Origin of the sequence: Rhodococcus sp. C3V (assembly GCF_029269915.1) — a bacterium.
Classification (GTDB): Bacteria; Actinomycetota; Actinomycetes; order Mycobacteriales; family Mycobacteriaceae; genus Rhodococcus_F; species Rhodococcus_F qingshengii.
The window spans coordinates 145,106-157,467 of the sequence record NZ_JARJBE010000011.1; the positions used below are offsets into that span (position 1 = coordinate 145,106).

Sequence of the window (12,362 nt, forward strand, 5' to 3'; positions counted from 1 at the left end):
CGCTTCTTTTCAGAGCTGGTACAGCCGATCAGCTGTGGTAAGGCTCCGCGCTCAGCAGCGTGACCTTCATGGTGCTGCCGTTGGGCAGGTTGTACTCACGCGTGTCGCCGACCTTGGCTTCGAGCAGCGCGCCGCCCAGCGGTGAGTTCGGCGAGTAGACCTCGAGCTTGGCGTCACGTGCGCCTTCTTCGCGGGTAGCGATCAGGAACGTCTCGGTGTCACTCTCGTCGCCGTCGTAGTAGACCTTGACTACGGATCCGGGCAGTGCGACACCGGACTGAGTGGGGGCCTCGCCGACCTTTGCGCTGTTCAGCAGCTCCTGGAGCTGGCGAATGCGGGCTTCCTGCTGACCCTGCTCTTCGCGGGCAGCGTGGTAGCCGCCGTTCTCCTTCAGGTCACCCTCTTCGCGACGCTCGTTGATCTCGGCGGCGATGACCGGGCGATTGGCGATGAGCTGGTCGAGTTCGTTCTTGAGCCTGTCATGTGATTCCTGGGTAAGCCAGGTCACCTGGGTCTCGGTCATCTCGATCACTCCCTAGTAGTCGGAGCCGGGGGCTCCCTCGACGATCGCTGCAACAGCAGCGAACAACGACGCAGAAGCACCACCAGGGATGCAACCTTGCCGTCAAACCTTGCGTCAATGCAGCAATACACGGTTCCACCCGGAACCGTGTATCGGGCAATTCTATCACGCATGACTACCCGCCCTGTCCGGCGTCAAACGTCCGGCAGGGTGGGTGCGTCCCGAGGTCAGCTCTTGGTCAGGTACTCCGGAACGTCGAAGCTGCAGCCGTAGACGTCGGCCATGCCTGGCGGCTGGGACGTCTTGACCTCGGTGTTGAACTCTAGGGTCTGATGTTCCGACGACGGGACGTAGACCTCACGTCGACCGGTTTCGGAGCCGTCCTTCGAGCGTGCGCGCACGATGCACATCGCTTCACGCGACGAGTCGTCGCGTGTGACGGTGAAACGGATCTTCACCGTGGAGTCGTTGGCGATGTCGAACGAGATGGTCTCGGTCTCGATTTCCTTGACCGCAAATTTTCCGTACGCGTAGTACGCGATTCCGCCGCCTACGACGATGACGAGAGCGGTCAGAGCCCACACCATCCACTTGCGGGGACTGCCCGTGCGAGTTGTGCTCGGGTACCGATCTTGGGGAAGCGGTTTGCTCATCACTCTGCTCTCGAAGACTCGAGTTCGCGTGTCGTGCAGCAACTGACTGTGTCCCGCCGGATTACCGAAGGGGTCACGGCTGCGCCAGGAACTCTCGGGTGGAACTATAGAGGACGTATCCCGTCGCGCCGTCGGTAGGTTTGTCGGCAGTCGGTACGTTTGACGGCAACGGCCCGGAGTAATCCGAGCGGTGCACAGCGTGTGATTCGAAGACTGCCGGTGACGGCTACAGGTGAACTGCCGGTGACGGCTACAGGTGAACTGCCGGCAACGGCTACAGGTGAAGTTGAGGTGAACGAACACGTGAGCGGATTCCGGCTCATGGCCGTCCATGCCCATCCCGACGACGAGTCGAGCAAGGGTGCGGCCACCACCGCCCGTTATGCAGCCGAAGGCCACGAAGTGATGGTCCTGACGCTCACCGGGGGTGAGCGTGGCGACATTCTCAACCCGGCCATGGACGTTCCCGGTGTCCGCGATCGAATCAGCGAAGTTCGCCAGGAGGAGATGGCCGAGGCCGCTCGCATCCTGGGCGTGAAGCAGCGCTGGCTCGGTTTCGTCGATTCCGGGCTTCCCGAGGGCGACCCTCTTCCGCCGCTGCCCGAAGGGTGCTTCGCCCTCGTTCCGCTCGAAGAGTCGACGCGCGCTCTGGTGAAGGTGATTCGCGAGTTCCGTCCCCACGTCGTCACGACGTACGACGAGAACGGCGGATACCCGCACCCGGATCACATCCGGTGCCACGAGGTGACGATGGCAGCCTACGAAGCCGCCGCCGATCCCGAGTACTTCCCCGAGGACGGTCAGCCGTGGGAAATCAAGAAGGTCTACTACTCGCACGGATTCATCCGTAAGCGCCTCGAACTCTTCCAGGAGGAGTACGAGCGTCGCGGTGAGCCGTTCCCGATGGCGGACTGGCTCAAGAAGTGGAAGACCGAACGCGGCGACATGATGGTCCGGGTGACCACTCAGGTCACGTGCGGCGACTACTTTCCCCAGCGTGACGATGCTCTGCGCGCACACGCGACGCAGATCGATCCCAACGGTTCGTTCTTCGCTGTGCCGCTCGACATTCAGCAGAAGATCTGGCCCACCGAGGAATTCGAGCTCGCCAAGACGCGGGTCACCACGTCCATTCCGGAAACCGACCTGTTCGCAGGTCTCGAAGAGGACGCTCAGAAGTGAATGCTCTGTCCGCCGAGGTAGTTCTCGGCACCACACAATTTCTTGCTCAGACGCCCAGTAACCCATCCGGCCCGGAGTTCGGAAAGTCCTCTCCGGTCGGCCTGCTGGTGATTCTTGCGCTGCTCATCGGTGTGATCCTCCTGGTTCGGTCGATGAACCGCCAGCTCAAGAAGCTGCCGGAGACGTTCGAACCGGATCATCCCGAACTCGATCAGCAGGCAGACGAAGGCACCGACCGGGGAGCTATCACTGCTCCGAGCCCGGCGGAACCCAACGTCTCTACCGAGAAGAAGCCCAAGCAAGAATCCTGAGACGAACGAGGTAGCGGCGATGGACCCACGGATGCGGAACAACCTGGGTGGGTCCTCGAGCCCTTACCTGCGTCAGCACGCCGACAATCCGGTCCACTGGCAACAGTGGGGCGAAGAAGCGATGGAGTGGGCGCGCGAGCGCAACGTGCCGATTCTCCTCTCGATCGGATACTCGGCGTGCCACTGGTGCCACGTCATGGCGCACGAGTCGTTCGAGAACGACGAGATCGCGGCCGTCATGAACGCGAACTTCGTCTGTGTGAAGGTGGACCGAGAAGAACGTCCCGACATCGACGCCGTCTACATGAATGCGACGGTTGCGATGACCGGCCAGGGCGGCTGGCCCATGACCTGTTTCCTGACTCCCGACGGTTCACCGTTCTACTGCGGCACGTACTACCCGCCGACGCCTCGCGGCGGAATGCCCTCGTTCACACAGCTTCTCGAAGCGATAGTCGACACCTTCACGAATCGGCGCGACGAGGTCGACAACGCGGCACAGTCGATCGTCACGGAACTTCAGCGCGCGTCGGGCGGGATTCCGTACGGCGGAGCACCCATCGACGCCGAGCTGCTGAACGCGGCGGGTCGGTCGATCCTCGGCGACGAGGACGTCCCGCGCGGGGGATTCGGTGGGGCACCGAAGTTTCCACCGTCGGCACTACTGGAGGGGCTGCTCCGACAGTACGAGCGAACGGGTTCGGGCGAGATCCTCGGCGGCATCGAGCGCACCGCCGAAGCAATGGCACGTGGCGGGATCTACGACCAGTTGGGTGGCGGTTTCTCGCGGTACTCGGTCGATGCCGAGTGGGTGGTTCCGCACTTCGAGAAGATGCTCTACGACAATGCGCTGCTCCTGCGGTTCTACGCGCACTGGGCGCGGCGCACCGGATCGGACCTCGCCACTCGCGTCACCGAGGAGACCGCAAGGTTCCTGCTCTCCGATCTGCTGACCGAGAACGGTTGCTTCGCTTCGGCTCTCGATGCCGACACCGACGGCGTCGAAGGCCTCACGTACGTATGGACGCCGACGCAGCTGGTCGAGATTCTCGGCGCGGAGGACGGGCAGTGGGCGTCGGAGTTGTTCCGGGTCACCGATACCGGAACCTTCGAAGAGGGTGCGTCGGTACTGCAGTTGCTCCGTGACCCCGATGACTGGTCGCGCTGGCAGACGGTCTCCGACGCTCTACGCGCCGTCCGGGCTCAGCGTCCACAGCCCGGCCGCGACGACAAGGTGGTGACGGCCTGGAACGGGCTGACCGTCACGGCCTTGACGGAAGCCGGACTTGCCCTGGACCGACCCGACTGGATCACCGCGGCGGCCGAGTGCGCAGGCGCTCTTCTCGACCTTCACCTGGTGGACGGTCACTTGCGTCGCGCTTCCCTCGGCGGGGCTGTCGGCGCCCCGACGGGCGTGCTCGAGGATTACGCAATGTTGGCCACCGGCCTCCTGGCTCTATACCAGGCAACGGGATTGGCGCGGTGGCTCGATGCGGCGCAGCAGTTGCTCGACGTCACTGTCGACCACTTCGCTGATCCGGCCGAGCCGGGAAGCTGGTTCGACACGGCCGATTTCGCGGAGTCGCTCGTGACTCGGCCCCGAGACCCGTTGGACGGCGCGACGCCGTCCGGTGCGTCGAGCGTCGCGGAGGCGCTGTTGACCGCGGCGGCGTTGACCGATGCCGAGCGCTCTTCTCGTTACGCCCAGGCCGCGGCGGACGCGCTGGCGAGAGCCACGTTGCCGCTCGAGCGTGCGCCTCGCTCGGCGGGACATTGGCTCGCTGTGGCGGAAGCGTCGTCGCGTGGTCCGATACAGGTGGCCGTCGTCGGGGAAGGTTCGCTGTTGGCCGATGCCCGTCGGCTTGCGCCGGGTGGTGCAGTGGTTGTCGGGGGAGCCCCGGATTCTTCACCGCTGCTTGCAGATCGACCCCTCGTCGACGGTGGTGAAGCCGCGTACATCTGTCGGGGATTCGTGTGTGATCGGCCGGTGACGACGGTGGTGGAACTGGCGAGTCAGTTGAACACGACGAGCCATACCGCGATGTAGTGGCAGATCGCTGCGACGACCGTCGCGGCGTGGAAGAACTCGTGATGCCCGAACGTCGTGGGCCACGGGTTTGGCCATTTCGTCGCGTACAGAATTGCGCCGACGCTGTAGAAGATTCCGCCGACGAGCAGCAGCACCATCGGCGCCACACCGACCTGGTGCGTCAGTTCACCGACCACGGGAACTATTGCCCAACCGAGGAGCAGGTAGAGCGGGACTCCCACCCATTTCGGGGCGGTGGGCCAGAGCATCTTGAGTGCGACGCCGGCGAGCGCGCCTGCCCACACGATCGCGAGGATGATCTTGCCGGTGTGAGTCGGGAGGCCGAGCATGGCGAACGGTGTGTAGCTGCCGGCGATGAAGAGAAAGATCATCGAATGGTCCGCACGCTTCATCCACGTACGGCCCTTGACCGTCTGCCACTGGATGCGGTGATACGTCGCACTGATGCCGAAGAGGCCGCAGATCGTGACGCTGTAGATCGCGGTTGCCCAAGCCGCTTTGGCGCCGACCTGAGCGCCGGCTACGGAGACGAGAACGATGCCCGCGACGACGGAGACACCGAGCGCCCACAGATGGATCCAACCGCGCATGCGTGGTTTGACCGGAAGCTCGTCGAGCCCGAATGCCGTCATGTGCAACCCCTCTCGTTCCGTACTGTTGCGAACCGCGTAACCTACGGTACCGTAGGTTACGCATCAGTAGCATAACCTACCTGCGGGTTTTCGACGCGTACAAAAAGCGTGACGGCGCTCGCATGTGGCTGTCACTGCCGGGCGTAGTCTTTGACACCATGGTGATGTCACGGTGAATCTGCGCGGACTGCTGTACAGCATCTACGAGCGACGACTCCTCAGTCATCTCGACGGTCTCGCGCACCCACGGCACGTAGCCGTGATGTGTGACGGAAATCGGCGATGGGCTCGCGAGAACGGCTTCACCGATGTCAGTCACGGGCACCGCATGGGCGCGCTCAAAATTGCCGAATTGCTCGAGTGGTGCGACGCCGCCGGAATCGAGATGGCAACCATCTACCTGCTCTCGACCGAGAACCTGCGCCGCGAGCCGGAAGAGCTCGACACCCTCCTCGAAATCATCACCGACGTCGTCGAAGAGATCTCCGGGCCCGGCAAGAACTGGAGTGTGCAGATCGTCGGTGCTCTCGATCTTCTGCCTCCCGAGCAGTCCAGGCGCTTGCGGGAAGCGGCGGCGGGGACGAGCGGCCGAACCGGGACACATGTCAACGTCGCGATCGGATACGGCGGGCGTCAGGAGATCGCCGACGCCGTCCAATCGCTCCTTCGCGACAAGATCGGTGCGGGCCTGAGCGGAGACGAACTGATTCAGGCCGTCACGGTCGACGGCATCGACGGGCATCTGTACACGTCGGGACAGCCCGATCCGGATCTGGTGATCCGCACCTCCGGCGAGCAGCGGCTCTCCGGATTCCTGTTGTGGCAGAGCGCCTATTCCGAGATCTGGTTCACCGAGGCGTACTGGCCCGAGTTCCGTCGAGTCGACTTTCTTCGAGCCTTGCGCGATTACGCGGCGCGCCACCGCCGGTTCGGCGCCTGAGTCGTCTCAGAGCTTGCGCAGCCGCAGCCGGTTGATCGTGTGGTCGGCGTCCTTGCGCAGCACCAGGGTTGCGCGGGGACGGGTGGGGAGAATGTTCTCCACCAGGTTCGGGTGATTGATCGAGTTCCAGATCTCCTTCGCCGCGATGGTCGCGTCACGGTCGGAGAGGCCGGAGTAGTGGTGAAAGTGGGCGTTCGGATCGGCGAACGACGTGTTGCGTAGCGCGAGGAACCGCTGGATGTACCAGGCTTCGATGTCCTCGATGCGGGCGTCGACGTAGATCGAGAAGTCGAACAGATCGGAGACCATCAGACGCGGGCCGGTCTGCAGGACGTTGAGGCCCTCGATGATGAGGATGTCGGGCTGGCGGATCAGGTGGTACTGGCCCGGGATGATGTCGTACGACGTGTGCGAATAGACCGGCGCCGCTACCTCTTCCGCCCCGGACTTGACTTCGGTGACGAAGCGCAACAGCTTGCGGCGATCGTAGCTTTCGGGAAAACCCTTGCGGTGCATGATGCCCCGACGCTGGAGTTCCCTGGTCGGATAGAGGAATCCGTCCGTGGTGACGAGGTCGACGCGCGGATGGTGATCCCAGCGGGCCAGGAGAGCTTGCAGCACACGAGCAGTCGTGGATTTTCCGACCGCGACCGAACCGGCGACACCGATGACGAAGGGCACCTGACGATCGGGATGCTTCTCGCCGAGGAAGGTCGCGGTGGCCGCGAACAGTCGTTGGCGTGCCGCCACCTGCAGGTGGATCAGACGTGCGAGGGGGAGATAAACCTCGGCAACTTCTTCGAGATCGATCTGCTCGCCGAGACCACGCAGGCCGTACAACTCGTCCTCGGTCAACACCAGTGGCGTCGACTTACGCAGTGTCCGCCACTGCTTGCGGTCGAACTCGACGTAGGGACTCGATTCGTTGGTGCGCGCCATCAGCCCAGCTCACCGGCACGTAGTGAACCCGGGGCCCGGCGGACGAAACAGCTATGCGAGCAAGCCAGGCGCGTGTGCGCACGATCCGAGTGCATAGTCGGATTGTGCTCGGTGCCACGTCCGGGACTTTCGCCGGGTGGCATTCCGGAGCGAGCGACTAGGCTCGGTGGTTATGGATCCAGACACACTTGTTCGCCAATACCTGCTGCTCGGACTGGGTTTCGACCGTCTCGAAGACGGGTTCGTCGACGCGTTCACCGGTGACCCGGTGCTGCGTAAGCAGATCGAGAGCGCCCCGAAGCCCGATCCGCGTGAACTTGCCCGCACGGCACGTGAATTGCGGGGCGAGTTGGCCGGAAGTGGTCTGAACGCCGAACGCGCCCACTTCGTCGACGTACACCTTCGCGCCCTGGAATGCTCCGGGCGCAAGTTCGCGGGTGAGGACATCGGCTTCGTGGACGAGGTCGAGGCGTACTTCGACGTCCGAATCGAGAAGGGAAACGAGGACGCCTACAGCGACGCTCACCGGTTGATGGGTGAAGTTCTGCCCGGTCCGGGACCGCTGGCGCAGCGGGTGCAGGCGCATCGCAAGGCCGACGAGATCCCCGCGGCGAAACTGAACGAATGCGTCGAGGCAATGTCGAGTGCGCTGCGCGATCTGGTCCGCGGCACGTTCGGGCTTCCCGCGTCGGAAACCGTCGAATACGAAGTGGTGGGGGACAAGCCGTGGTCCGGCTTCAACTACTACCTCGGTGACTACCGCTCCAAGGTTGCGATCAATTCGGATCTGCCGCAGTTCATGGCCAACCTGCCGCGGCTGATCGCGCACGAGTCCTACCCCGGCCATCACACCGAGCATTGCCGTAAGGAAGCCGGTCTGGTCGGTTCGGGCCAGCTCGAGCAGACACTGTTCCTGGTCAACACGCCGCAGTGCATCATGGCCGAAGGCCTCGCGGATTTGGCGCTGGAAGCGATTGTCGGCCCGGACTGGGGTTTGTGGGCGCAGGACATCTACGCCGACCTCGGCTTGTCTTTCGACGGGGAAAAGGCGCAACGGCTCTCCGCCGCGTCGGGGCAACTGCTGAGTGTCCGGCAGGATGCGGCGCTGATGTTGCACGACGAGGGGCGCAGCCTCGACGACGTGGCGCTGTTCCTCGAACGGTGGTCGCTGTCGACGCCGGAACGCGCTCGCCAATCGCTCAAGTTCCTGTCTTCGCCGCTGTGGCGGGCATACACCAGCACGTATGTCGAGGGATACCGGCTGCTCGGGGGCTGGCTGGACGAGGTGCCGGTGGGCGCGGAGCGCACCGAACGCTTCCGCAGGCTGCTCGACGAGCCGCTGGTCCCCAGCTCTCTGCGTGCTGCCTAGTGCCGGGTGGAGACGGCGGGAGCGAACTTCGTAGACTGGACGCATTCGTTTCCGCATCCAGCTTGGAGATTCCTCGATGACCGCTGTGCCCGGCTCCGACGTCAACTCTGCATCACTCGCCGAACTCGACCCCGAAGTCGCCGAGGCGATGGCTGGTGAATTGGCTCGTCAGCGCGACACGCTCGAGATGATCGCGTCGGAGAACTTCGTTCCCCGCTCGGTTCTGCAGGCTCAGGGCAGCGTCCTGACCAACAAGTACGCCGAGGGCTACCCGGGACGTCGTTACTACGGCGGTTGCGAGCACGTCGACGTCATCGAGGATCTGGCGCGCAACCGTGCGAAGGAACTCTTCGGTGCAGAGTTCGCGAACGTTCAGCCGCACTCGGGCGCACAGGCCAACGCTGCTGTTCTGATGGCACTGATGAACCCGGGTGAGAAGCTGCTCGGCCTCGACCTTGCACACGGCGGTCACCTCACGCACGGCATGAAGCTCAACTTCTCCGGCAAGTTGTACGACGTCGCGTCCTACGGCGTCAGCAAGGAAGATCACCGCATCGACATGGACGAGGTGCGCTCGATCGCCCTCGCCGAGAAGCCGAAGGTCATCGTTGCCGGCTGGTCCGCGTACCCGCGTCAGCAGGACTTCGCGGCGTTCCGTGCGATCGCCGACGAGGTCGGGGCGTACCTGTGGGTGGACATGGCTCACTTCGCCGGACTGGTTGCGGCAGGCCTGCACCCGTCGCCCGTCCCGTACGCAGACGTCGTCTCCTCGACCGTCCACAAGACCCTCGGTGGTCCGCGTTCGGGCCTGATCCTGGCGAAGAAAGAGTGGGCCAAGAAGCTCAACTCCGCTGTCTTCCCCGGTCAGCAGGGTGGACCGCTCATGCACGCCATCGCGGCCAAGGCCGTCACCTTCAAGATCGCTGCCGGTGAAGAGTTCAAGGATCGTCAGGCACGCACCCTTTCCGGTGCGCGCATCCTTGCCGAGCGTCTGGGCAACAAGGACGTCGCAGACCAGGGCATCAGCGTCCTGACCGGCGGCACGGACGTCCACCTCGTTCTCGTGGACCTGCGTAACTCGCAGCTCGACGGCCAGCAGGGTGAGGACCTTCTGCACGAAATCGGCATCACGGTCAACCGCAACGCTGTTCCGTTCGATCCCCGCCCGCCGATGACCACCTCCGGTCTGCGTATCGGTACCGCAGCGTTGGCCACTCGCGGATTCGGCGATGCCGAGTTCACCGAGGTCGCCGACATCATCGGTACCGCTCTGGCCGGCAACGCGGATCTGCCGGCGCTGCGGGCGCGCGTCGCCAAGCTCGCTCTCGACCTTCCGCTGTACGACGGTCTCGAGAACTGGGGCCTGCTCAGCAAGAACGTCTAGGAATTCCTTCACCGACGGCCCGGTCCCTTTCGAGGGGCCGGGCCGCTGGTTTTTTGCCAGTCGCGGATTGTGGCATCGGTCACATGACCGATGGTGGCCGAGTTCGGCGCTTCCTAGCCTGAGAGCATCACCCCTCCGGCGAAGGAAACCCCATGACCGAACAGAATCTGCATTGGCTCTCCGCTACCGAGATGGCGGCGTCGGTCGCGTCGAACAGTCTCTCGCCCAACGAGATTGCCGAAGCGATGATCCAGCGCGTCGACGCCGTCAATCCGTCGATCAACGCGATAGTCCAGTTCGATCGCGAGCAGGTGACGCGCGATGCGGCCGAACTCTCACGGCAACAGGAAGCGGGCGAGAAACTCGGCCCGCTGCACGGCGTTCCGTTCACGATCAAAGATCTGACGGCAGTCGACGGGCTGCCGACCACGTTCGGGATGAAGCCGATGGCCGACAACATCGCGACGGGAAATGCCGTCGTCGTGGACAGGCTGCGTGGCGCCGGCGGACTGTTCCTGGGAAAGACGAATACTCCCGAAAGTGGTTACTACGGAGGCACGGACAACCACCTGTACGGGCCGACGCACAACCCGTGGAAGCTCGGCAACAGCGCGGGCGGGTCCAGTGGCGGTGCGTCGGCTGCTGTGGCTGCAGGCCTCGGGCCACTCGCCGAGGGCAGTGACGGCGCGGGATCGGTGCGTATCCCGTCGGCGCTCTGCGGGGTCGTCGGGTTGAAGCCGACCACCGGCGTCATCCCGCAGACCATCCTGGCCGGGCGCTTCTACAACTGGGCGTATCACGGTCCGATCACCCGGACTGTTGCCGACAACGCGCTGATGCTCGACATCATGGCCGGGCCGGACAATGCAGACCCGCTCTCGATCGAGCGTGCCGAGACCTCGTACGTCGAAGCCTCGAAGGGCGACGTGAAGGGCCTTCGCGTGGCGTGGTCGCCGAATCTCGGTCTCGGCCATGTTGATCCGGAGGTGCTGGCGGTGTGTCTCGACGCGTTGTCGGCATTCGAGGAATTGGGTGCCCGGATCACCGAGGCGACCCCGCAGTGGGGAAATCCGTCGGAGTCGATGTGGAACGGCATCTGGGTTCCCGGTTTCGCTTCCGAATACGACTTGCTCGACTGGGAGAACCAGCGCGGCGAGGTCGACGACAACCTGATCGAGATCATGCACGAGGCCGAGCGGCTCACCGGTGTCGACGTCGGGCGGGCCGACGCATTCCGCGGCGTCATGTGGGACACGTGGACGACGTTCATGAACGACTACGACGTGTTGGTCTCGCCGACCCTGGCTTCGGCCACGTTCCCGCTCAGTCAGTTCGCGCCGTCGTGGCTCGAAGGTGCGTCGCTGCGTGAGCAGTTGCTCGATTGGCTCTTCACCTACCCGTACAACATGCTCAACAATCCGGCGATCACCGTGCCCGCCGGATTCACCGCCGACGGTCGACCGGTGGGGCTGCAGATCGCCGCACGTCACCGCCGGGACGCACTGGTCTTGCGGACTGCCGCGAACTTCGAAGCGGCACGTCCGTGGGCGGACAAGAAGCCGGCCGATTCACTGGTCGTGGCCTAGCTCACACGATTGGCTAGATTGGTGTGATGACGTCTGTACTGCCTGATCGCGGCGCTGGACCTGACATGTTCGCGCCGCGATCGCCGGCGGCCGGGGCGTACGGCATTCTCGGCCTGTGCGCCGAAGAACTCCGCGCACGTGGACTCGCGTACTCGGCTGCGGCGGTCACGTACCGAGACCCGTCGAGCGGAAGACATCGGGCTCTGGCGAGTTCCGGATACGACGCCAGGGTGCTCGAGTTCCTGCTCGAGGACTTCGTCGCCGATCGCAATCTCTTCGGCATCATTCGCGAGGCTTCGGGCGTGCCCGTGTTCTGGCAGGACGTGCCACGATTCGAGCAGGTCGAGATGGTCACCGATGTTCTGCGGCCGTCCGGGTACGCCGAGGGTGCGTCGGTCGCATTGGGGTTCTCCGGCCGTGAGGTGACCGGATTGCTGCACATGAGCTTCGCGGATTCCGGCGTCGTCGATCGCGTACGGGAGGTGGTGGCGGCGTCCAGCGCAGCCTGCTCGCGCGTCGTGGGGGACCAGGTGGCGCTCGATCGTGTCCATCTGAGCCCACGGGAGATCCAAGTACTGCAATTGGTGGCCAGGGGCGCGGGCAATGTCGAGATCGCCGAGGAGTTGTTCGTCAGCCGTCGCACCGTCGCCACCCACCTCGAGAACATCTTCGTCAAGACCGGAACCAATTCGCGGGTTCAGGCGGCGGTGCGCGCCGCGAAGTGGGGTCTGATCGAGTCCTGAGTGACGCCGAATCACACGAGTGGCATTTTGTTACCTGGCGTTCACCAGAT

The 12,362-nt window shown here is 64.1% G+C and carries 12 protein-coding genes; 8 read left to right on the forward strand and 4 right to left on the reverse strand.

Annotated features, from left to right (window positions below):
* Positions 1–28 precede the first annotated feature (28 nt).
* Both greA and P3G66_RS25350 read right to left on the reverse strand, forming a co-directional pair.
* Positions 29–523 carry a transcription elongation factor GreA gene (greA, locus tag P3G66_RS25345; RefSeq protein ID WP_007726385.1) on the reverse strand — a complete coding sequence of 165 codons (495 nt, stop codon included), beginning with the start codon at positions 521–523 and terminating at the stop codon, positions 29–31.
* Between the two features lie 227 nt (positions 524–750).
* Positions 751–1,176 (reverse strand): DUF4307 domain-containing protein, encoded by a 426-nt coding sequence (locus P3G66_RS25350; RefSeq protein ID WP_007726384.1) that lies wholly within the window; start codon positions 1,174–1,176, stop codon positions 751–753.
* Positions 1,177–1,479: 303 nt separating this feature from the next.
* On the opposite strand from P3G66_RS25350, the gene mca reads away from it, so the two are divergent.
* Genes mca through P3G66_RS25365 form a run of 3 tightly spaced genes read left to right on the forward strand, consistent with a single transcriptional unit; the run spans position 1,480 to position 4,716 of the window.
* Positions 1,480–2,358, forward strand: a complete 879-nt coding sequence (mca, locus tag P3G66_RS25355) for a mycothiol conjugate amidase Mca (protein WP_007726383.1) — start codon at positions 1,480–1,482, stop codon at positions 2,356–2,358.
* Complete coding sequence (locus P3G66_RS25360; protein WP_007726381.1) at positions 2,355–2,669, forward strand: hypothetical protein; 315 nt, start codon at positions 2,355–2,357, stop codon at positions 2,667–2,669. The genes mca and P3G66_RS25360 overlap by 4 nt, the downstream gene beginning before the upstream one ends.
* A 19-nt stretch (positions 2,670–2,688) precedes the next feature.
* Positions 2,689–4,716 carry a thioredoxin domain-containing protein gene (locus tag P3G66_RS25365; RefSeq protein ID WP_058226022.1) on the forward strand — a complete coding sequence of 676 codons (2,028 nt, stop codon included), beginning with the start codon at positions 2,689–2,691 and terminating at the stop codon, positions 4,714–4,716.
* Here the strand turns inward: P3G66_RS25365 and P3G66_RS25370 are convergent.
* Complete coding sequence (locus tag P3G66_RS25370) at positions 4,683–5,351, reverse strand: hemolysin III family protein (protein WP_003945269.1); 669 nt, start codon at positions 5,349–5,351, stop codon at positions 4,683–4,685. The genes P3G66_RS25365 and P3G66_RS25370 overlap by 34 nt on opposite strands.
* Positions 5,352–5,523: 172 nt before the next feature.
* Here P3G66_RS25370 and P3G66_RS25375 point away from each other — a divergent pair, with 172 nt between their 5' ends.
* Positions 5,524–6,291: an isoprenyl transferase gene (locus P3G66_RS25375; protein ID WP_003945211.1), complete on the forward strand. Its 768-nt coding sequence runs from the start codon at positions 5,524–5,526 to the stop codon at positions 6,289–6,291.
* Between the two features lie 6 nt (positions 6,292–6,297).
* Here P3G66_RS25375 and coaA read toward each other — a convergent pair whose 3' ends face one another.
* Positions 6,298–7,230, reverse strand: coding sequence for a type I pantothenate kinase (gene coaA, locus P3G66_RS25380; RefSeq protein WP_003945270.1), 933 nt, complete (start codon positions 7,228–7,230; stop codon positions 6,298–6,300).
* Between the two features lie 172 nt (positions 7,231–7,402).
* Here coaA and P3G66_RS25385 point away from each other — a divergent pair, with 172 nt between their 5' ends.
* From P3G66_RS25385 to P3G66_RS25400, 4 genes are all read left to right on the forward strand, one after another.
* Positions 7,403–8,599, forward strand: a complete 1,197-nt coding sequence (locus P3G66_RS25385; protein WP_276117280.1) for a DUF885 domain-containing protein — start codon at positions 7,403–7,405, stop codon at positions 8,597–8,599.
* A gap of 76 nt (positions 8,600–8,675) precedes the next feature.
* Complete coding sequence (gene glyA, locus P3G66_RS25390; RefSeq protein ID WP_003945195.1) at positions 8,676–9,983, forward strand: serine hydroxymethyltransferase; 1,308 nt, start codon at positions 8,676–8,678, stop codon at positions 9,981–9,983.
* Positions 9,984–10,135: 152 nt separating this feature from the next.
* Positions 10,136–11,569, forward strand: a complete 1,434-nt coding sequence (locus P3G66_RS25395; protein WP_276117281.1) for an amidase family protein — start codon at positions 10,136–10,138, stop codon at positions 11,567–11,569.
* A gap of 26 nt (positions 11,570–11,595) precedes the next feature.
* Complete coding sequence (locus tag P3G66_RS25400; RefSeq protein WP_030536254.1) at positions 11,596–12,312, forward strand: LuxR family transcriptional regulator; 717 nt, start codon at positions 11,596–11,598, stop codon at positions 12,310–12,312.
* Positions 12,313–12,362: the final 50 nt, after the last annotated feature.

Bases quoted from the DNA above. Each gene is read 5' to 3' on its own strand.
- coaA (WP_003945270.1), bottom strand. From the start codon at position 7,230: ATGGCGCGCACCAACGAATCGAGTCCCTACGTCGAGTTCGACCGCAAG.
- P3G66_RS25395 (WP_276117281.1), top strand. From the start codon at position 10,136: ATGACCGAACAGAATCTGCATTGGCTCTCCGCTACCGAGATGGCGGCG.
- glyA (WP_003945195.1), top strand. From the start codon at position 8,676: ATGACCGCTGTGCCCGGCTCCGACGTCAACTCTGCATCACTCGCCGAA.
- greA (WP_007726385.1), bottom strand. From the start codon at position 523: ATGACCGAGACCCAGGTGACCTGGCTTACCCAGGAATCACATGACAGG.
- P3G66_RS25385 (WP_276117280.1), top strand. From the start codon at position 7,403: ATGGATCCAGACACACTTGTTCGCCAATACCTGCTGCTCGGACTGGGT.
- P3G66_RS25350 (WP_007726384.1), bottom strand. From the start codon at position 1,176: ATGAGCAAACCGCTTCCCCAAGATCGGTACCCGAGCACAACTCGCACG.
- P3G66_RS25370 (WP_003945269.1), bottom strand. From the start codon at position 5,351: ATGACGGCATTCGGGCTCGACGAGCTTCCGGTCAAACCACGCATGCGC.
- P3G66_RS25400 (WP_030536254.1), top strand. From the start codon at position 11,596: ATGACGTCTGTACTGCCTGATCGCGGCGCTGGACCTGACATGTTCGCG.
- P3G66_RS25365 (WP_058226022.1), top strand. From the start codon at position 2,689: ATGGACCCACGGATGCGGAACAACCTGGGTGGGTCCTCGAGCCCTTAC.